Annotated in this window: 18 protein-coding genes; 5 read left to right on the forward strand and 13 right to left on the reverse strand. The window is 51.9% G+C overall.

The window, feature by feature from the left end; translation table 11 throughout:
• Window positions 1-89: 89 nt before the first annotated feature.
• The 6 genes from METH11B_RS0125475 to METH11B_RS0125500 form a co-directional block, all read right to left on the reverse strand.
• Window positions 90-2,171 (reverse strand): YgiQ family radical SAM protein, encoded by a 2,082-nt coding sequence (locus METH11B_RS0125475; RefSeq protein ID WP_026604463.1) that lies wholly within the window; start codon window positions 2,169-2,171, stop codon window positions 90-92.
• Window positions 2,168-2,971, reverse strand: coding sequence for a spermine synthase (locus tag METH11B_RS0125480; protein WP_026604464.1), 804 nt, complete (start codon window positions 2,969-2,971; stop codon window positions 2,168-2,170). The genes METH11B_RS0125475 and METH11B_RS0125480 overlap by 4 nt, the downstream gene beginning before the upstream one ends.
• Window positions 2,972-3,193: 222 nt before the next feature.
• A complete protein-coding gene (locus METH11B_RS0125485; protein WP_036276457.1) occupies window positions 3,194-3,814 on the reverse strand; it encodes a glutathione S-transferase family protein in 621 nt (206 codons plus the stop codon).
• A 26-nt stretch (window positions 3,815-3,840) separates the two neighbouring features.
• Window positions 3,841-4,302, reverse strand: a complete 462-nt coding sequence (locus METH11B_RS0125490; protein WP_026604466.1) for a hypothetical protein — start codon at window positions 4,300-4,302, stop codon at window positions 3,841-3,843.
• A gap of 15 nt (window positions 4,303-4,317) precedes the next feature.
• On the reverse strand, window positions 4,318-5,451 hold the full coding sequence (locus tag METH11B_RS0125495) for a flavin monoamine oxidase family protein (RefSeq protein WP_231499675.1): 1,134 nt from the start codon (window positions 5,449-5,451) through the stop codon (window positions 4,318-4,320).
• The gene (locus METH11B_RS0125500) at window positions 5,406-6,341 is read right to left on the reverse strand and encodes a hypothetical protein (RefSeq protein ID WP_026604468.1); all 936 of its coding nucleotides are present in this window, start codon (window positions 6,339-6,341) and stop codon (window positions 5,406-5,408) included. The genes METH11B_RS0125495 and METH11B_RS0125500 overlap by 46 nt, the downstream gene beginning before the upstream one ends.
• Window positions 6,342-6,607: 266 nt before the next feature.
• Here METH11B_RS0125500 and METH11B_RS0125505 point away from each other — a divergent pair, with 266 nt between their 5' ends.
• The 4 genes from METH11B_RS0125505 (at window position 6,608) to METH11B_RS0125520 (ending at window position 10,521) form a co-directional block, all read left to right on the forward strand.
• On the forward strand, window positions 6,608-7,006 hold the full coding sequence (locus METH11B_RS0125505; RefSeq protein ID WP_020482043.1) for a hypothetical protein: 399 nt from the start codon (window positions 6,608-6,610) through the stop codon (window positions 7,004-7,006).
• A 533-nt stretch (window positions 7,007-7,539) separates the two neighbouring features.
• The gene (locus tag METH11B_RS0125510; protein WP_026604469.1) at window positions 7,540-7,926 is read left to right on the forward strand and encodes a hypothetical protein; all 387 of its coding nucleotides are present in this window, start codon (window positions 7,540-7,542) and stop codon (window positions 7,924-7,926) included.
• Window positions 7,927-8,038: 112 nt separating this feature from the next.
• Window positions 8,039-8,689 carry a DUF2760 domain-containing protein gene (locus METH11B_RS0125515; RefSeq protein ID WP_026604470.1) on the forward strand — a complete coding sequence of 217 codons (651 nt, stop codon included), beginning with the start codon at window positions 8,039-8,041 and terminating at the stop codon, window positions 8,687-8,689.
• Window positions 8,686-10,521 (forward strand): Hsp70 family protein, encoded by a 1,836-nt coding sequence (locus METH11B_RS0125520; protein WP_026604471.1) that lies wholly within the window; start codon window positions 8,686-8,688, stop codon window positions 10,519-10,521. Before METH11B_RS0125515 ends, METH11B_RS0125520 begins: the two co-directional genes overlap by 4 nt.
• A gap of 116 nt (window positions 10,522-10,637) precedes the next feature.
• On the opposite strand, the gene METH11B_RS0125525 is transcribed toward METH11B_RS0125520, so the two are convergent.
• The 5 genes from METH11B_RS0125525 to METH11B_RS0125545 form a co-directional block, all read right to left on the reverse strand.
• A complete protein-coding gene (locus tag METH11B_RS0125525) occupies window positions 10,638-11,576 on the reverse strand; it encodes an OmpA family protein (RefSeq protein ID WP_026604472.1) in 939 nt (312 codons plus the stop codon).
• A 240-nt stretch (window positions 11,577-11,816) separates the two neighbouring features.
• Window positions 11,817-13,091, reverse strand: a complete 1,275-nt coding sequence (locus METH11B_RS0125530) for a PepSY-associated TM helix domain-containing protein (RefSeq protein WP_026604473.1) — start codon at window positions 13,089-13,091, stop codon at window positions 11,817-11,819.
• A gap of 79 nt (window positions 13,092-13,170) precedes the next feature.
• On the reverse strand, window positions 13,171-15,585 hold the full coding sequence (locus tag METH11B_RS0125535; RefSeq protein WP_026604474.1) for a TonB-dependent siderophore receptor: 2,415 nt from the start codon (window positions 15,583-15,585) through the stop codon (window positions 13,171-13,173).
• A gap of 186 nt (window positions 15,586-15,771) precedes the next feature.
• Window positions 15,772-16,734 (reverse strand): FecR family protein, encoded by a 963-nt coding sequence (locus METH11B_RS0125540; RefSeq protein WP_026604475.1) that lies wholly within the window; start codon window positions 16,732-16,734, stop codon window positions 15,772-15,774.
• Between the two features lie 84 nt (window positions 16,735-16,818).
• The gene (locus METH11B_RS0125545) at window positions 16,819-17,346 is read right to left on the reverse strand and encodes an RNA polymerase sigma factor (RefSeq protein WP_026604476.1); all 528 of its coding nucleotides are present in this window, start codon (window positions 17,344-17,346) and stop codon (window positions 16,819-16,821) included.
• 267 nt (window positions 17,347-17,613) lie between these two features.
• Here METH11B_RS0125545 and METH11B_RS0125550 point away from each other — a divergent pair, with 267 nt between their 5' ends.
• Complete coding sequence (locus tag METH11B_RS0125550) at window positions 17,614-18,735, forward strand: sensor domain-containing diguanylate cyclase (RefSeq protein ID WP_036278360.1); 1,122 nt, start codon at window positions 17,614-17,616, stop codon at window positions 18,733-18,735.
• Here METH11B_RS0125550 and galE read toward each other — a convergent pair.
• Window positions 18,732-19,778, reverse strand: a complete 1,047-nt coding sequence (gene galE, locus METH11B_RS0125555) for a UDP-glucose 4-epimerase GalE (protein ID WP_026604478.1) — start codon at window positions 19,776-19,778, stop codon at window positions 18,732-18,734. The genes METH11B_RS0125550 and galE overlap by 4 nt on opposite strands.
• 15 nt (window positions 19,779-19,793) lie before the next feature.
• On the reverse strand, window positions 19,794-20,651 hold the full coding sequence (ttcA, locus tag METH11B_RS0125560) for a tRNA 2-thiocytidine(32) synthetase TtcA (RefSeq protein WP_026604479.1): 858 nt from the start codon (window positions 20,649-20,651) through the stop codon (window positions 19,794-19,796).
• Window position 20,652 lies beyond the last annotated feature (1 nt).

The following is a 20,652-nucleotide window of genomic DNA, read 5'->3' on the forward strand; positions in this document are numbered from 1 at the left end:
CTTTTCAATTGGATCGTAAAAACATGCTTCCAAGTGTAGTCATGTACTAACCATTCTCATAGCCTAAGCAGAGTCTAAATTTAATACGATCAGCGCTTCGTTCTAAACTGCTTTGTTCTAGATTCGTTTTTGAACGGTATAACATCAGTTTTCGGCTGAAAACTCGGTACCAAATGCTGCTTACCATTACCAATCAAATCCGCGCGCCCCATATCTTTCAAGGCCTCCCGCAGCAACGGCCAGTTTTTCGGATCGTGATAGCGTAGAAAAGCCTTATGCAAGCGGCGCTGTTTGATGCTTTTCGGAATCGCTATATCAGCACTATTACGAGCCACCTTGTGCAAGGTATTTTTGCCGGAGTGATACATCGCCGTGGCGATGGACATAGGCGAGGGCAAAAAGGCTTGCACCTGGTCGGCGCGGAAGCCGTTGCGTTTTAGCCATAGTGCCAGGTTCAGCATGTCTTTGTCTTCGGTGCCGGGATGGGCGGCGATGAAGTAGGGGATTAGATACTGCTCCTTACCCGCTTCCTTTGAATACTTATCAAACATCTGCTTGAAGCGGTCGTAGGTGCCCATGCCGGGTTTCATCATTTTCGACAGCGGGCCTTGCTCGGTGTGTTCCGGGGCAATTTTCAGGTAGCCGCCCACATGGTGGGTCACCAGTTCTTTGACATATTCCGGGGTTTCCACGGCGATGTCGTAGCGCAGACCTGAGGCGATGAAGATTTTCTTGATGCCTGGCAGTTGGCGGGCGCGCCGGTAGAGTTTAACCAGCGGCGTTTGATCGGTATTCAGATTGTGACAGATGCCAGGGTAGACGCAGGATGGTTTGCGGCAGGATTCTTCGATTTTCGGATCCTTGCAGGCCAAGCGCCACATATTGGCGGTAGGTCCGCCCAAGTCGGAGATATGGCCGGTGAAATTGGGCGAGGTGTCGCGGATGGCTTCAATCTCTCGAATGATCGAATCTTCGGAACGATTCTGAATGATGCGGCCTTCGTGCTCGGTGATCGAACAAAAGCTGCAACCACCAAAGCAGCCACGCATGATCAGCACAGAATGCTGGATCATTTCAAAAGCGGGGATATTGGCCTTGCCGTAAGATTTATGCGGTAGCCGAGAGTAGGGCAGGTCGAAGACGCCATCCATTTCCGGTGTGGTGAGGGGTAATGGTGGGGGATTGATCCACACCTCGCGGTTGCCGTGGCGTTGAATCAAGGCGCGGGCGTTGCCGGGGTTGGTTTCGCCGTGCATCACTCGCGAAGCATGTGCGTATAGAATCGGATCGTCTTTTACTGCTTCGTAATCCGGCAAGCGGATGACGGTTTGTGTGCGCTGCTTATTGGCGATGGGTTTGAATTGGATAACCTTTTCATCTGCCGCAAGTTCAGGCTTATCGTCACATGCCGGCATTTCCTGATAGGGATTGACGTGCGAAATCACCGCACCCGGCTTATCGATGTCGGTGGAGTCTTTCTCCATCCAGCCCTGCGGCACCTGCTTCACAAAATGTACTGTGCCGCGAATGCCTTTCAGGTCGGCAATGGTCTCGCCTTTTGCCAGACGCTGGGCGATTTCCACTACTTGCCGTTCGGCGTTGCCGTAGACCAGTAAATCGGCTTTGGAATCCAGCAAGATGGATTTACGCACTTTGTCCGACCAATAATCGTAATGGGCGATACGGCGTAAACTGGCTTCGATACCGCCGATGACGATGGGGACGTTTTTATAGGCTTCACGGCAACGGTGGGCGTAGACATTCACGGCGCGGTCCGGGCGTTTACCGGCTGCGCCATCGGCTGTGTAAGCGTCGTTGGAGCGGATTTTCTTGTCAGAGGTATAGCGATTCACCATCGAATCCATATTGCCGCCGGTCACGCCGAAAAACAGCTTGGGTTGGCCCAGCCGTCTAAAGTCCTCGGCGCTATGCCAATCCGGTTGGGAGATGATGCCGACTCGGAATCCCTGGGCTTCCAACACCCGGCCGATCACCGCCATGCCGAAGCTGGGATGATCGACATAGGCATCGCCCGTGACCAAGATCACGTCGCAGGCGTCCCAGCCCAGTTGCTGCATTTCAGCCAGCGTCATCGGCAATTCCGGCGCCGGCCCGAAGCGGTGCGCCCAGTATTTTTTATAGCCGAAGATGTTGGGAGCGTTGTGTATCACGATTTTATAATCCGGTTGAAGACGTTAGGGTTGTGGCGTTTTAAGTCCAGCAGATAGGTGGAGAACTCCAGCTGATATAACTGTTCAAGCTGTTTGGCTTTGTCGATCAGCTGTTTGACGCCAGGCTTTGTCATGGCTTCGCCAAAGGCAAAACCGATCACGTTACCGCGATTGCGCACCGGCAAAAACAACATACGCCTATCGAACATGCGGCCCAGATTCCAAACCACTTGTTGGAACATGTCCTTGTCGGTACCCCATAAGTTGATCACCAGCAGACCGTTCTTGGTCAGCAAGGTTCGGCAATTGTCGAAAAAAGTTTCGCTGCTCACTTCCGGAGCCATGCCGTCGTGATCGTAAGCGTCAATTAGGATCAGGTCGTGTTGCTCGCTTTGCACCTGGCTGGCCTGACGCACATGCTGCGCGCCGCAGCCGATCTTGATTTTCAGGCGCGGGTCGAATGGCAAGCCGAAATGACTGCGCGCCACTTTCAACACGCTGCCGCGAAATTCCACTACCTTGAGTCGACAATCGGCAAATTGATGCAACATGAATTTGGCGATGGTGCCGCCGCCTAAACCTATCATCAGTATTTCGCGGGGGGTGTCGTGAAACATCAAGCCGGCCATCATGGCCCGTGCGTACAGGGAATGGAGGCGGTTGGGTTCGGCCAGCAGCATACTGCTTTGTCGGGCATGCGAGCCAAAGTGCAAGGCCCTGACGCCTTCCTTATCAACGATTTCTATGATGCCCTCGTCGTCGTGGCTTTGGTGTACCACCAAGCCTTCATATTTGTACATGCGCTGCAGCGAACGGTGAAGATAGGGCTATTTTCCTTGAAAATCCGGCGATTGTCTTGTGAATAGTGCGTTGGTGACGATTTAGTCACCTTGAAAAAATGAAGGGATATTGGATTAATGCGGCTTGCTTTATGGGTATGGGTGCGAATTATTTCGCACCGTAAATCGAAGGCCTGGAGCAGGCGGTTTTTGCTTATCGAGAAGATGGTGCAGAGATAAAGGTCAGTCCACTCTATAACCTTCCTCCATCAGCACGCGTTTAACGACCGGACGCGACAGCATCAAGCGATAGTGTTTCAAGCAGTTGTCCGGCAGGGTTACGCCGGTTTTATCCGCCCAAAACTCTACGTAAAATAAAGCAGCATCGGCGATGCTGAATGCACCCAAAGCGTAGCCTTCGGCAGGTAGCTGTTCATTCAATATTGCAAAACCTTTATTAACAATATCCAGTCCTTGCGCTTTAACCGCCTCGTGATCGGCAGGATTGGGCGTGAATTTCTCCGTGGTAAAAATTCTCGCAAAGCCCTGACCATGTAGCGTACCGACCGCATAGTCCATCAACTCGATAGCTTTTGCGTCGCCATCTGCGTCGCCCGGCAACAGTTTGGCTTTAGGGTAGCTGCGCGCCAGCCAGTAAGCGATGGCCTGGAATTCGGTCAACGCGGTACCGTCGTTACGGACCAGGGTGGGAATGGTGGCTTTGGGGTTTAATGCCAGATAATCGGCTTGATGCTGATCGCCGGCCATTAAATTGACTAGATGGGCTTCGAAAACCAGATCCAGCTCTTCCAGTAAAATATGGATTCCGGTGGTGCAGGAGCCGGGTGTCATGTAGAGTTTCATAAATTATCCTGTCGGAAAAGTTTCGCTTAACGGCATTCCAGAAAGTAAGCATTAATGTCCAAGGCAAAGTTCCGCCACAGTAAGGCGATATCGCTACGCACGGCGCTCAGGTAAACCTGATCGGGTTTGTGTTCATCGGGGAAATTGGATAAGGCACAGGAAGTGCGATGTTTATCCACTACGATCAACAGAAATTCGTCGATGAAGCCGTCGAATACCGTCAATACAGATTTGGTAAGATCCGCCAAGCCCTGATTGACCGTGCTGCCGGCGTGATCGAACGGTAAGGTCTGCAATTTAGCCAGGGCGTCTTGATAGGTTTTTTCCAAGACGATCAGTACATTGCGTTGAAAACAGCCGTCCCATTGTTGATGCGATAGGTCGTGGGCCAATAATTGATCGTATTGCTTCTTCATATTGGCTTTCTGCTCGATTATAAATCGGCTAAATTCGCCGATGCTGTTAGCGTTAAGCGTTGGATTGTTCATGTCAAAGTCCTTAAGTTAGAGTGTTAATGCGCAAAAAACCCGGTCGCTGGCTTCTAATGCGCCTTCCAAATAGCCCCCGGACCTACTGGCTGTTTCGGTGCCACAGAAATACAGTTTGTCTTGCCAATGGTCCAATTGCAGAGCGCGGTGGCCATAGGAGGGGTGTTCGAATGTCGGGGCACGATCCGCTAAAGTCGCGGTAAAAGTTTCCTGGCTCCAATCCTGAATCACCACACTCAATGGATTGGCGGCGGCAGGACCGAATAGGCCGACCATTTGCCGAACGATCAACGCCGACAGGCTGTCTTGATACTGTTCGCGAATCTGGGCTGGCAAACCAAAGAAGCCGAACAGGGCCGAGGTTCCCGTATCGTGTGAACAGGCGTCATAGACTTCAGCCAACACCGCACTGGGATAAGGAGAAATGGCGTTGCCGGAATAGCCTTGTAGGCGCCAGAACGCCTGTTCGTAAACCAGCACCGCTTTGGCATGTCCGGCCATCCAGGTAGGCGTGTCTTGCATCAGAGACAGCAAACCGAGCGCTAATGCCGGTTGGAAGGTAATACTGTTAGCCAGCAATCGCGGGGGCGCGGCCAGCACGACTTGGCGAGCCTGGATGGTATTCACCGAGTTATCGGTTGCGAATGTTAAATCGACATGACTACCTTGATCGCTCAGCCCTAGCAACCGATGTCCAAGGTGCAGAACGCGTTCGGGTATGTGTTGCAATAGGCCGTCGATCAATTGTTGGCAACCGCCGGCAATCCGTCTGGCATCCGCGTGCGTCTGGGTGTCGATATAGCTGGCTGGTATGGCGTTCGCTTGTACTTGATATAAGCTTTGACCGCGGTCCCACTGCGGAAATAGCGTTAATCCCAAGCGTTCTGCTAATGCCGTAATGAGCGGTTGATCCATTGGCCACAGCCAAGTCGGGCCCAGGTCTGCGGTAAAAACCTGGGCAGGAGCGGATGCGGATAAAATTCTGCCGCCGCAGCGTTCGCGCGCTTCAAACACGCCGATGTTGGATTTTTTCCGAAGCAGTTTTTCAGCCAAGGACAAGCCGGACAGGCCGGCGCCAATGATCGCCACGTCCAGCATGGGCATCATGCCGTCTGCGTCGTTTGGCACAGTAAGGAGTTGCTCTGCCATAAGGGTAGTCTCGGCGCTTCGGTTGAGGCGCTGGGCATGATCAATTTCTTGCGGAAAATATCCCACACGCCGTCATAGCGTTGCTGCACCCGAATACTCCAACCCCAAACGATAGGTAAATGCACCGGTACCCAAATATAAAGATCCGGTCGGTCCGGTCCGGCGTTTTGCATGAAATACACCGTATACTTTTCCAAAACGCTAATCGATGCGACGGCATTGCCGGCAATTTCAGACGGAATAGCTTGCGCCACGGCTTGGCTGAACAGCAGTTTTTGCTGCTGGCCTTGCTGTTGAAACGGACCAAGCGGCGTGACCGGCAAAGGCCTTGCTTTGCCGGACAGATACAAAACCGGGCCGCCTTCTTCAGTCTCGGTATCCACTAAAGTCATCGTTTCGCCGTCGGCAAAGTGTGCTGTTCGGCTGGACTCCACCAACTGCAACACACCCAGTTGGCTGCAAAAACCGGCGGTGTCCCATTCCAGTTCAAAATGAGGCGCAATGCTTAGGGTTGGCATATCGTCCGCCAAGCTTACTGTCGGCGCGGGCATGCCGATGTCAAGCAAGGTCAAACGATTCTGATTGGGCAACTGCGGGTCAGCGCTGGTAAGGGCTAAGCAACTTATGAGCGGTGGGCTCCGTAAATCGTTGTTCCAAACGAATGCCTGTGTTGGTGTTTGTTTAGTCTCCACGGGCATTACCTCAGCCCGTTCGATGCTTAACAGGTAATCGCCGAGCAAGCCGTTTTGCAGATCATGCTCCACATCGCCGAGTCGGTTATCAGCCAGTTTTTGTGTGTCTATGCTGTAGCGATGGCCTGCGTGTAGCACTGGATTGCTTGGTTTGGCCTGCGTAGGCGTAGGGCGGGGCAGTGGAAAAATGTGTTCCATTGTTGGGCTGCTGATGGCGAAAGCTATCAGGCATTCAAGAATGAGGCCAATTGAGCAAATGGCCGAATGCGTGCGAAGATCATGGATTGATTGGGATTGTTGCTCCAAGCCAACTTGCCAAGCGATGTCGTGGATCCGACAAAGTCTGCATTCTTGTCACGACAACACTCTAGCCCTGGAATTTCGTCGGGGTTATCGTCAGTGCTTGCTATCCACGTAGAACACTTCTACAGTTCCAAGGTACGTACATTATTTTTAGGAAAATCATGCGAAATTTATTGATAACGATGCTGTTACTGGTCCCAATCGCCGCTGCGGCTGAAAACGATGCGTTTAAAAATATGGATAAAGCGCAAATGCAGCAAGTAATGCAGAAAATGAAAGCCATGCAAGACTGCGTGAAGAACATTGATAAGGCGGACATGCAGGCCTTTCAAGCGCAGGCCAAACAAATGAGTGCCGAGGTGAAGAGCTTATGCGAGGCGGGAAAACGCGATGAAGCGATGGCGAGAGCGATGGAATTTGGTAAAGATGCGTCGGCCAACAAGGCCATGCAGCAAATGAAACAGTGCGGTGAGGGAATAACGGAAGCCATGCCTTTATTGCCTGATGCTACTCAAGGCCAAAATCAAGCCGGTTCGTCTCGGCATGTGTGCGATCACTGAGTTTTAACGCACCATTTCGTTTGGTTTTCTCGCAGTAAAAATATACGGTCATTTGCAAGAAACCCCCGCCGGCCCTTATATGGTGGGTTTTTGTCGCCATGCAAACCCTTTAAAAATAGATAGGGAGGCGATGCGTTTTTGCTTTATTGGTCTGCAAAATCGACGTCGCTTCCCCCTTACAGACCAAGCTCCGCCCATCACTTTTGTGTTTCCCTGGCAGAGGATATGTCGAAAATGAGCTCAAGCCTTTCGTAATCTTCACAGCTCGGGCTCCTCAATGTTCTCAAGAAACCTTCAATTGGCGGGTTTCTGCCCCCTTGTCGTCGCTTTTAACTCCTTGCCTGGTATCTTAGTACTCTGGCATTAAAACGTGAGTTTGCTCGGAGCCTGGGTGAGTCAGCTACTTGCCGCAGTGAACTCGCAGACTAGGCCTAGCCTGCTCTGACCGCCTGCCGCTTCCGACTGATTGTTCATTTCAGCCAGCATCGCGTAAAATCGCCAGCCATTATTACGCCCCGATTGGAGAGCAAATCATGACATACCGTTTAGTAGTTGCATTGATGATGGTCGCAGGTTTGGCCTGTGCCGAAGAAGCCAAGGAAGAATGGAACGAAACCACGCTAAAAGACGAGACCATTCAGAAAATTCAGCAAGCGCAATACACGTATAAAAAATGTGTAGTGGATACTATGCAAAAACCCGAGTTTGCCAAGATGGAAAGCCGCAATGCCACCGATGTGATTATTAAATCTTGCGAGCCGACCTTGGCCGAAATTCGCAAAGTTTATACCGACGCCGAAGTGCCGGGCGTGGTCGCTGACCGGCATTTGAAGAAAATGCGTATCCAGGTGACGCGCAATTTGCTTCAGGAATTGATGTATGCGGAAGCCGCGAAAAAAGCCGGCATGCCGGGCAACTGAATCTCTGCTGTCCGCAACGACATTGATGTAAAAGTTTAGTTTTATCTGTTGCGGCAGGCTTGAAGATTCGACGACAGCCATTGTTTCAATTAACAACCATCACTCGTTATTCATGAATACCTACACCATCGATTTATCCTTGCGCCCGACCACCTTCGATTTGTGGCACGTGTGTTTGGCCGGTACGGCCGCGCTGCTGGCTTTGCTCCTGATTGTGGTTTTAGTCTCGGTTCTGCTGGGCATGCGCCGCTGTAAATCCGCAGCACCGGCATTAATCGCTCCCGCCCCCGCACCGCAACCGGAAGTTAAAATCGTCGAAAAGATTGTCGAAGTGGAAAAAATCGTCCAGGCGCCGGCGCCTGAACCGGTGGTTTTGAAGGAGGCTACCCCGGATGCAGCGCTGCAATTATTGAGTTTGCTGCAAAAAGAAGCCCGCTTTATTGACTTCATCAAAGAAGACGTCAGTGCCTTTTCCGATGCCGAAATCGGCGCGGCCGCGCGGGTGGTGCATCAAGGTTGCAGCAAAGCGGTAAGCGAGCATTTCACGCTGGCGCCGGTCAGCAACGATCCCGAAGGCAATCGCGTCACCCTTAACAAAGGCTTCGATGCAGCGTCATTCCGTTTGACCGGCAATATCGTCGGCGAAGCGCCGTTTACCGGTACTTTGGTGCATAAAGGTTGGCAAGTCACCGATCTGCGCTTGCCAAAATTAACCGAAGGCCATAACGCCAAGATCGTCGCGCCGGCCGAGGTGGAATTATGACCGCACGTTATTCGGTCGGTATCGATTTAGGTACCACGCATTGCGTCTTGTCTTATGTCGATCTGGAAGCCGGCGACGACCAAGTAGTTTTGGATGTGTTGGCGATTCCGCAGCTGACTAGCCCTGGCGTTATCGAAGACAAAGCGCAACTGCCGTCGTTTACCTATTTGGCGCATTCCGCCGAGATTGCCGACGGCGCAACCGCGTTGCCGTGGACCGCTAAGCCGGAATATCTGGTTGGCGAAATTGCCCGCAATCTGGGCAGCAAAACTCCTATCCGATTGGTATCCAGCGCTAAGAGTTGGTTGTGCCATGCCGGCGTCGATTGTAAACAAGCGATTTTGCCAGCCGAAGCGCCGGAAGATGTGGAACGCATTTCCCCGTTTGCGGCAACCAAAGCGTATCTACAACATCTGCGCGATGCCTGGAATCATCGTTTTCCAGAGCACCATATGCAAGATCAGGACGTAACGATCACCGTGCCGGCCTCGTTCGACCCGGCCGCTCGCGAATTGACTGTCGAGGCGGCGCGCGCGGTGGGTTTGGGGCAGGCAGTGTTGCTGGAAGAACCGCAAGCAGCGCTATATAGCTGGATTGAAAACAGCGAAGGCGACTGGCGTAATCATGTGCAAATCGGCGATGTGATTTTGGTAGCCGACATCGGCGGCGGCACCACCGACTTGTCGCTGATTGCGGTTACCGAGCAGGACGGCACTTTGCAATTGAATCGGGTTGCGGTTGGCGACCATATCTTGCTGGGCGGGGATAACATGGATTTGGCCTTGGCCTATACCGTCAAAGCCAAATTGGAACAAGAAACCGGTAAACGATTGGAAAGCTGGCAAGTGCAGGCTTTAACGCATGCTTGCCGGGAAGCAAAGGAAAAACTATTCAACCAAGCCGATTTGGGCAGTATGCCTCTGGTAGTAGCCAGCCGTGGCTCATCTTTGATTGGCGGTACCTTGCGCACCGAACTGACTCGCGACGAATTGAATCGAGTGCTGGTGGAGGGCTTTTTACCGTGGATTTCCGTTAACGAAAGACCTGTCGTCAGGCCACGTAGCGGTTTACGCACCGCCGGTTTGCCATATGCGCAGGATGCCGGCATCACTCGTCACTTAGCGGCATTCTTGTCGCGGCAAAAAGAAGCGACCGGCGAGTTGTCCGATCATGTCTTGCCGGAACATGCCAGCTTCTTGCATCCAACAGCGGTATTGTTCAACGGCGGGGTGTTAAAAGCCGGCGTAATGGCTGAGCGTTTGATGCAAATATTGAATAGCTGGCTGCAAACCGAGCAAGCCGACCCAGCCCGATTATTGCAAGGCGCCGATCTGGATTTGGCAGTGGCACGGGGCGCGGCATATTACGGGTTTGTCCGCAAAGGCAAGGGCGTAAGAATTAAAGGCGGCACGGCGGCGGCTTATTACGTCGGTATTGAGAGTGCCATGCCGGCAGTGCCCGGATTGCCTGCGGAAATCGAAGCCTTGTGCATCGCACCGTTTGGGATGGAGGAGGGCAGTGAACAGGAATTGCCTAACGACGAATTCGGTTTGATCATTGGTGAACCAGTACGCTTCCGCTTTTTCGGTTCAAAAACCCGCCGCGACGATGCGGTAGGTGTGCGTTTGGAGTATTGGCAAGACGACGAACTGGAAGAACTGGATGAAATAGAAATCACGTTACCGGAAGAAGGTCGCCATGCCGGCGACATCGTTCCGGTACATTTATCGGCAGCGGTCACCGAGGTGGGTACTTTGGAGTTGAAAGCCATTTCCAAACGTGATCAACAACGCTGGAAAATCGAGTTTGATGTTAGGGCTGGCGAGGCTTGATATCAATAACATGTAGCGGCTAAACGCGAACCGAATTTCCGGGGGGCTAAAATGAAACCCGCTTCTTTCCCGGAAAGAAGCGGGTTTTTTATTAGGGCTAGCTTGTATCTGAAGCCTTATTGTTGTTGATAATAAGGCTGTTGATACTGCGGATATTGCTGGTTCTGTTGCGGATAAGTTTGCTGTGGATACCCCTGTTGCTGAGGGTAACCCTGTTGCTGAGGGTAACCCTGGTATTGCTGATTCGGCTGAGGGTAACTTTGTTGTTGCGGGTAACCCTGCTGATACGGTTGGTTTTGCTGCGGGTAATTCTGTTGCGGATAACCGCCTTGTTGTTGAGTCGGCTGGGTCTGTTGCTGTTGCGGGTAGCCTTGCTGCGGTTGTTGTGCGGCGCCGGCGTTCTGATTGGCGTTGATCGCCAGTTCCACCCGACGGTTAATCGCCCGATTGGCATCGCTGCTGTTCGAGACCTTCGGTGAGCTTTCGCCCATACCCTGCTGGGAAATACGCATCCGGTTCACACCACGTTGCGCCAAAAAGTTGGCCACGCTGGTAGCTCGTGCTTCGGATAAACGTTGATTGTCGGCATCCGAGCCGACATCATCGGTGTGGCCGGTTACGGAAATCGTCGACTCAGGGTAATTGGTCAACACTCTGGCGATGGGGTCCAGCGCATTCTGGGCTTCCGGTGTCAAGTCGGCCTTGCCGAAAGCAAACGTCACATCACTGGTGCTGGGCATGTTCAAGGTCAGCTGGTTTTGCGCGGTGCGTTGCACTTCAATCCCGGTGCCTTGCAGCGATTGCTGCATCTCTTCCTGTTGTTTATCCATGTAGTAACCGACACCGGCACCCACCGCAGCACCGGCTAATGCGCCCAGACCGGCGTTTTTCCAGTCGTTTCCGCCGAATAAAGTACCGGCGCCTGCTCCCACTGCCGCGCCGACGCCGGCGCCCTTGCCTAGGTTGCTCATGCTGGACTGGCCGGTATAGGGGTTAGTGGTACAGGCTGTCAACAAGCTGGTACCGATGGCGATAGCAAGTAATCTTTTAGTCATTATTTTTCGTCCTGGATGCTGTTCATAAATACGTTGAGTCGGGCGGCGTGTTGATTCTACAGGGTATACCAATAGAAGCCGGCCTCCGACTGCGTGGCGATTAAACCCTTAAAGGCTTAACTCGCACTTAAAATGGACCGGCAGACGGGGAAATGGTTTCCTGAATGGCTTATTTACTCGGTTCCTATTTATCACGGGTATTCGGTTCGGGCTGAGCGCGAACAGGATTTAAGGGCCGGGTTAATAAACGGATTCCGCGGCCTGCGCCGGTTGGCTTTGGTTTTGGCGGTGTGACTTTAGAGGCTGTTTCGCCCGCCGTTTTTGCAGCCAACGAATCACGCCAGTGATATACAACACCGGGCAAGCCAAGCCGGAAAAAAATACCAACATCCTCCCCGTCCAACCGAAAGCGTAACCGCTATGCAGAGGCCATTGCCAGTCAAGAAATATATCGCCGTTACTGCCGGTGCTTTTATCGTAAACTTTGACTATCTCGCCGCTGTATTGGTCTAGGGCAATATCACGATAACCGACAAAGTGACTTAACTCGGTCACATCCTTCTTCATTACCTTATAGACGCCTTCAGGGCTTTTCGGCCCATCAAGCATCCATAAGCGGCCGGTGGGGTAGTGCTCTTGCACAATGGCTTCCACGGTTGACAAACTTAAGGCCTGTTGTCCGGCTTGCGGCGGTTTGCTGCGAATTTCTGCCGGGATACTGTTGAAAGCGGTCGGACGGCTGACCGGCGAAAACAATTTGACCAGCACATTGATCTGCTCCGGCAGGTTAAAATAAACGCCGGAAAACAATACCGGCAGTAGCACGATAGCCGAATAAAAGCCAAATGTTTTATGCAGGTCGAAATTAAATCTCACCACACTGGCATTGCGTTTGACGGTCAAAGCCTGTTTGAATTTTCCAGTCAACGGCCACCAGAGTATCAATCCTGTCAATACGGAAATGCTGGAAATCGCGGCCAAAATACCGTTAATGTTGGCACCAGTTCTGCCTTGCAGCAAGCACCAGTGCAGTTGCATAATGAAACCGACTATAGGCCGCCCCCAATATCGATCCTTAAGATAATACAATTGTGTGCCGTTGACCCTTGCCGTGTAAGGGTCGATAAAAATGTAATAGCCGTCGCCATTGTTCGCTTGTTTGTCATCCCTGACAAAATACAGCAGCTTGTAGGCGATATCGGACTTACGGGGGTAATAGACTTTGAAAAAACGGCTGCCTTGCGGCTTGACAGATTCCGCCGCAGCAACGATTTCATCCAAAGAGCGCAACTTTTGCCGATGTTCTGGCGGCGTGGAAACAATAGCCAGTTCCGGGTTTAAAACCTCCTGCAATTCAACAAAGAAAACAGCAAAGCTGCCGGTCAACCCGACTACGGCCAAGACTGCACCGGCAATCAGGCCTAGATACAAATGCACATCCAGCCACAGTTTGCGGCGGGCTTTGAGTTTGGCCAGTCGGGTGTCGGCTTTCGCTATGGTTATCGAGCTAAGCATTGAAAATCCTCACAAGGTTGTTGTGTGATTTGCGTCTTTAAGGCGGCTACTGACAAGTCAGAGCTCTTATTTCGGAGCATTAATATTCCACCCGAATCGACCCCATGAAGGTGCGCGGGGCGCCGTAAAATATTTGATTTCCGTCATTGGATGCCGCGAAATAGTGCTTGTCCAACAGATTATCAGCGTTAACTTGGGCAGTTAATTTCGCCGAATTGATCGACATCGAATAGCTCGCCATCAGATTTAGCGTGGCATAGCCGGGCAGTTGGTAAGTATTGGCGGTATCGCCCTGCCGTTGGCCGACTGCGGTGACGCCGGCACCAAATTTAAGCCCCTGCAAATCTCCGGTCTGGAATTCGTAGGTATTCCACAAGCTGCCAAAATGACGCGGATCGAGCACCAGACGCTTACCGGTATTGCCAATACCCTCACCTGCTGCGACATCTTTGGTGATCTTGGCAAACGGCAGATACGAATAAGCACCGATGATTCGCCAACCCGGCAAAACTTCGCCCGATAGGTCGAATTCCAGACCGCGGCTTTCGGCTTCGCCGGCCGTTTTTGGCACCAAGGGATTCAGAGGGTCGAATACGGGCACGTTCTGTTTGGTCAAGTCGAAATACGCCAAGGTCGCCGATAAACGGCCATCCCAAAACTCGGTTTTTACCCCGGTTTCCCATTGCTGGGCCGTTTCCGGTGGCAGAATGACGCCGTCCGTCCTAAACTGGCTATTCGACTGGCTGAAGTTCTCCGTGTAACTACCGTATAGCGATAACCATTTCAGAGGGCGCCAGAGTACACCGCCGCGAGGACTGACTCGGTCGTCGTCGGAAACGGTGCGGCCTAGTAGGTTGTTATCGACCGTTGCGTTGTCGTAACGAAGTCCTCCCAAAACGTGGACGTTGAACGGCAGTTCGATCTGATCCTGAAGAAAAAGCCCGTACCAAGCGGTGGTTTTGTCGCCAAAAGTGGGAGCTGGCAGCGGCGGCAGGGGACTATGGACAGGATTGTAGATATTGATAGCCGGAGCAGCGACGCCAATTTGAGTAATCTGATCGTCGGCGCGAAAATAATCGCCGCCGAGAAGTAAGGTATGTTTGAACCCAAATGTCTCGAACTTTCCGGTGAGATCTACATTGTTGAAATAGCGCTGCGATGGGAAGTTGTCGACAAAAAAACGGCGGTTGATTGTACCGTTCGCGGAGACATTGCCTAGAAAGAACAAGCCGGTATGCTGGTTTTCGAAATTTTCGTAGCTGAAACGATGGCGTAAAGTCCAATTGTCATTGAATTCATGCGACCAATTCATGCTAGCCAGCATGAATTCCTTGCTGCGTTTTGTATAAGGCTCCGATAAATTACGCTCGCGCGGTAACGGTGCCGGACGGTTGCCTACATTGGGAATGCCTGGTTCCAGAGAATAGTCGTCCTTTAAATATTCGAATTCGAAAGTGACTTGCGTGCGCGGATCGATATTCCAGCGCAGCACAGGTGCCGCAAACACGCGCTCGTCCCCTACGAACTCCCGAAACGATTTCGAATCCTGATAGGCGAAGTTGAATCGGTACAGCAAGCTGTCGTTTTTGGTAATCGGGCCGGTGGCATCGAGCGTGGTGCGATAAAAATCGAACGAGCCGAATTGCTGCTGCAGCGAGTAATAAGGTGTCGCCAAGGGCTGTTTGGTCACGACGTTCATGATGCCGCCCGGTTCCGCGCGTCCGTAGAGAATCGAACCCGGACCTTTCAGCACTTCGACTCTTTCCAGATTCGCCGTTTCTCGGCGATTCATGCCGACTCTCTGTCCTAACGCCGGCGATAAAACACCGTTTCGATAGATCGTGTTATTTCTAAAGCCGCGAATGATAAATTCGTCGCTACGGCCTTGCTCGCCTCCCGGCATTACGCCGCTGACGTTCTTCAGCGCGTCTTTCAAGCGTACGGCCTGTTGATCCTCTAAAACCTGCTTCGGCACGATTTGCACCGAAAACGGCGTTTCCATGATCGGCGTGTCGGTTTTGGTGGCCGTGCTGGCGCTAGTACGGTTGTAATCCGGGTTGTAAGGATCGGTCGAATCGTAAACCGCCTTCCCTGTCACCGTCACCGCTGGCATAGTCGTTGCCGATTGCGGTTCACTAACGGCCACCTTTTCCAGCGTAGCTTTGTTATCACCGGTCATGCGGTAGTTGAGGCCGGTGCCTTGCAGCAAGATGTGTAGGGCTTGCTGCGGGGTGAAGTAGCCGTTAAGGTTGCTGGATAGGCAATTTTTGGCCAGGTCTGCGGGATAGCCTACTTGCCAGTCGCTGCTACTGATAAAGGCGTTAATGGCATCAGTCAACGGTTGGGCTGGGATATTAAAGCGTTGACTGCCTTGTTGGCTGGCGACGGTCTCGGCGGCTTGCGCGGGGATGCTTATCAGGCCGGGCAAACTCAGGGCTATGGCGATGCTGAGTTTGCGTAATGCACAAGGCGGGGGCAGGTGTGGGGGCTTCATATGTACTCCTTGTCTGGATTGTTGTCTGGTAGGCGTTGCAACGCACATCGCTACCGAGACGTTTCAGGAAAAGGAATACACAGTTGGCGAGAAAATTATTTTTTGATTGGCGAGTAGGGCGTTTGCCGGAGATTGTGGAATCGGGCGAATGATTTTCCAATCAATACCTAATGGTTGGGGGGCGATTTAGTTTTTCAATATCGTCAGGTAAGTGGAAATATTCACGATTTTGGCGCCGGTTATGTTCGCCAAGGTTCGCAGCAGGCTATCGGTATCTTCCAGTTTGTAATTTCCGGTTATCCGGGTGTTTGCCAATTTGGTGTCGGCGATGATGATGGTGCCGGAATGGTAGCGGTCCAATTCGGTTATCACGTCTGCCAAAGTTCGATCTTGAAATATCAGGCGGCCTTTTAGCCAGGCAAAGGTCTTACCGGTATCTATGTTGCTGATTTCCGCAACGCTGTGGGCATCGATCTCGGTGTGCTGGCCTGCGCTTAATTGCCGGTTTTGTCCTTGTTCGGCGCTACAAATCACTAAGCCGCTTTCGACATTCACTTGGGTAATATCGCCGGTTTTGACGCTGAAGCGGGTGCCGACCACCCGCACTGTTCCATGTTCAGTCGTCACAATAAACGGCCGGCTTTTGTCGGCATTCACCTCAAAATACGCTTCGCCGCCTAATAAGGTTATGCCGCGCTGTTGACCGGCGTAATCCAGTTTTACTGCGCTATCGGTATTTAGAACCAGCGCGGAACCGTCTGCCAGTATTACTCGGCGCTGTTCGCCGGTGCCGGTGGTAATGTCTGCTTGCCAGCGTTGCAACCAGTCAGTTGAAGCCAGGAACCAGCCGCAAATTAAGGTAATGCAGGCGGCTGTAGTCCAGCGCCTAATTGTCGATTTATGCTGTGCGGGCGGCCGAAGTGGGATGCTGGCGTATTGGCTTAGGGCGGCGTTCAATGCTGGCGATTGCCAGAGTTGCACCACTTTGTCGTAAGCGGTTTGATGCGTGGGGTCGGCGGCTAACCAGCAGGCAAACTCGGCTTGATCGGCCGCACCGGTTTTATGGTCTTGTAAGCGGGCAAACCAGGCAAGTGCTTGATCTTGGACATTACCCAGCGATGGAACTTCCTGATCAAAACGTAAAGGCATGGCGGTTGGCGGGTTAGGTATTGGGGCGAATTTTATCAATATTGGTGCTGTGTTAAGGAAAATCAGTATGGCCTAAGGTTACGGCTAGTCTTGCCGGCTGGCTAATAAATGAGTTAGAGCTGCCTGTACATTCTTCTCTACCGCGCTACGCGATATGCCGTAATAGGCGGCGATCCGCTCGTAATTCCAATGGTGAAATTTGTGCAACACCAGAATTTGCCTGCGCCGTTCGGGTAATTGCTCAAGCGCTGCCAACATCAATGCCAGTTCTTGTTGATCGGAAGCTTGCTGTTCAGGCGTCGGGGTATCGTCCGGCAAATTCTCCAGCAGTGGTCTATCGTCGTCCGTATCGGCCGTTTTTGGTTCGTCGGCGCGTTGACGAACACGCTCTTTGCGTAGATGATCCAGTGCCAGGTTTTTTGCGATTTGGTACAGAAATGGCCGTGGGTAGCTTATGTCTTGGTTTTCTAGGGCGTGCAGCATTTTTATGTAAGCTTCATGCGCCAGATCTTCGGCGGTTTGCGGGCAGCCGACGATGCCGAAAATAGTGTGAATCAGCGAATCGCGATGGCTGAGAAATAAATCGTCGATGTTGAAGGCGAGGCTGTTCATAGCGAAGACGCATGTGACGTACTTGGAACCAGGTAGAATCGATCTACAGCAAAATCCGAACCAAAATTAAATAGTGTTGATTTTGAAAGATAAAATGACATATCACGTTGCGGCAGGGTGTGGCATATGCCGTTTTTATGCGTGAAATGCCTGATTTATTCACAATCAGAGTGGCCAGGACAAGAGAGTTGGAAGTGCTTATATCTACACACTTTTTCTGCGAAAACTGCTAGTCTTATCACCTCGATTAAGCGGGTGGGGCTGAGCTTGGAACAGGATATAACAACAGATCTGCGGGTGTTGGAAAGTCATTTGGACGGTATGCTCAACCGCGTCCAACACAACAGCCTGACCTTAAAGCGATTGCAAAGCTTTGAAATGCGTTTGCTGGGGCTTAGTTCGCTGGCGGAAATGATCGAGTTCATTCTGGGTGAAGCCAAGGCGCTGTTCGATTTGGACGTGATCAGCTTGTGTTTGATTGACCCTAAAAACGAGATCGCCAGTTACCTGGACGTGGATAATTATAATTTTCGGGACAGGGAAGGGCTGTTTTTAGCGAGTAGCGAATGGCAATTGCGGCATAGTTTTGGTTTGTCCGATCAGCCGTTTCTGGGCAGCTATCAAACCACGATTTGCGAGAAGTTTTTCTCCGAATCGAATCAACAAAAACCGGCGTCTGTGGTGATTGCGCCGCTGATTCGCCGGGATAGGTATTTGGGGTCTTTGAACCTGGGTAGTTACCATAACGAGCGCTTCATGCAAGGCATGGCCACCGATTTTGTCGAGCATATCGCTTCGGTGATCAGCATTTGTCTGGAAAACAATTTAAACGTAGAGACCATGCGGCGTACCAGCTTGGTCGATCCCTTGACCGGTGTGAATAATCGGCGTTTCCTGGAACAGCGTATAGAGGAAGAACTAGATCGCAGTCAACGCAATCGGGAGCCATTGTCCTGTCTATTTCTGGATATCGATTTTTTCAAACGTATCAACGACGGTTTTGGACATCAGGCCGGCGATCATGTACTGGCTGTCGTCGCTGGCATCATCAAGAAATTGCTGCGCAATAACGATGTGCTGGCGCGCTATGGAGGTGAGGAGTTCGTGGCCTTGCTGTCGCAAAGTGACGAAAGTACGGCCTCGGAAATCGCTGAGCGGATTCGATTGAGTATTGCCAATTTGCAGGTGGAGTATGGCGAGCAAGCTATTCCGGTGACTATTTCAATTGGTGTTGCTACTTATCAACCCAGCCGGGCACAAAAAAAACCGGTTACCGAGATTGCGTTGCAATTGGTGCAAACCGCCGATGCTGCCTTGTACGAAGCCAAACGCAAAGGCAGAAACCGTATTGAGAATGGTGGTTTGGTGTTGGTCACGGTGCCCGTTTAGTTGTAACCGTTGGGATTGTTTTTCTGCCAGCGCCAGGTATCGGTCATCATTTGTTTTAAATCCCGCTCGGCTTTCCAGCCAATTTTTGCTTCCGCCAAGCTCGGATCAGCGTAGCAGGCTGCAACATCGCCGGCTCGGCGTGGCGCGATTTTGTAGGGCACTGCCTGACCGGTTACGTCGGTAAAGGTGTTGACCATGTCCAACACGCTATAACCGTTGCCGGTTCCTAAATTTATCGCATCACAAATAGCGGTATCGGCAGTTTTTCCAAGCAGATATTGCAAGGCTTTGATATGGCCTTGCGCCAGATCTACGACATGGATGTAATCGCGCACGCCGGTGCCGTCCTTGGTGGGGTAGTCATTGCCGAACACCGACAGGACCGGCAACTTACCGATGGCGACTTGCGATAAAAACGGCATCAGATTATTGGGGATGCCGTTCGGGTCTTCACCTATCAAACCGCTGCTGTGGGCGCCGATAGGGTTGAAGTAACGCAGTATTGCAAACTGCCAGGGCTGGCTGTTGCCGTTCAAGCTGTCTGCATTGCCGACATCACGCAGGATTTCCTCGATAAACAGTTTGGTACGGCCATAAGGGTTGGTGGCTTGCAACGGAAAGCTTTCCAGAATCGGTACGCTGTGCGGATCGCCGTATACGGTCGCTGACGAGCTGAACACCAATCTTTTCACCGCAAACTCTTGCATTGTTTCCAGCAATACTTGCGTGCCGTAGATATTGTTGCGGTAATAGCTCAAGGGTTGCTGGCAGGATTCGCCGACGGCTTTCAGGCCGGCGAAATGAATCACCGCATCGATTTTATGTGCCTTAAAAATCTCGCGCAACGCCGCTTGATCGGTAATGTCGGCTTGATAAAAACCGGACTTTTGTTCGGTAATGGTTTCGATGCGTTTCAGCGATTCGATTTTGCTGTTGCTGAGGTTATCCACCACGATGACCTCGAAACCGTTATTCAGTAGTTCTACGCAGGTATGGCTACCGATATAGCCCGCACCGCCCGTCACCAAAATTGTGTTTTGCATCGTTGTGTTCCGTGGTTAGCGTTCGAGGATGTCTAGTCCTGCTTCGTCCGAGACGACACGCGGCAGACTTGCGTCGGGGTCGCGGCGCAGGCCGGTAAAATCGAACAAGCTGGCGTCGGCCATTTGCGAAGGTGCGATATTTTGCAGGCTGGCGAAAATGGTTTCGATACGGCCGGGGAATTGTTTATCCCAACCGTTCAGCATTTGCTTCATCGCCTTGCGTTGCAGGTTTTCTTGAGAACCACACAGATTGCAGGGGATGATAGGGAATTGCTTGAAAGCCGCGAAGCGGTTGATGTCTTTTTCCCGGCAGTAAGCTAGCGGGCGAATCACGATGTTTTGTTTATCGTCGCTGAGCAGTTTCGGCGGCATGGCTTTTAGCTTGCCGGCGTAGAACATGTTCAGGAAAAAGGTCTCGATGATGTCGTCGCGGTGATGCCCTAGGGCGATCTTAGTGATCTTATGTTCCTTGGCAAACCCGTACAGTGTGCCGCGCCTTAACCGAGAACAAAGGCTGCAAGTGGTTTGGCCTTCAGGGATGATGCGCTTGACGATGCTGTAGGTATCGTGCTCGATGATGTGGTAGGGCACGCCTATCGATTGCAGATATTCGGGCAGAACATGTTCAGGGAAGCCCGGCTGTTTCTGATCCAGATTGACGGCAATTATCTCGAAATTAATCGGCGCGGTTTTCTGCAAATTCAGCAGAATGTCCAACATCGTGTAGGAGTCTTTGCCGCCGGACAGGCAAACCATCACCTTGTCGTCGGGTTCTATCATATTGAAATCTGCGATGGCTTCGCCAACGCAGCGTCTCAGGCGTTTTTGCAGTTTGTTAAACTGGGTGCGGGATTTGTGTTCTGGATCTGACATG

This window comes from Methylomonas sp. 11b (assembly GCF_000515215.1).
GTDB lineage: Bacteria > Pseudomonadota > Gammaproteobacteria > Methylococcales > Methylomonadaceae > Methylomonas.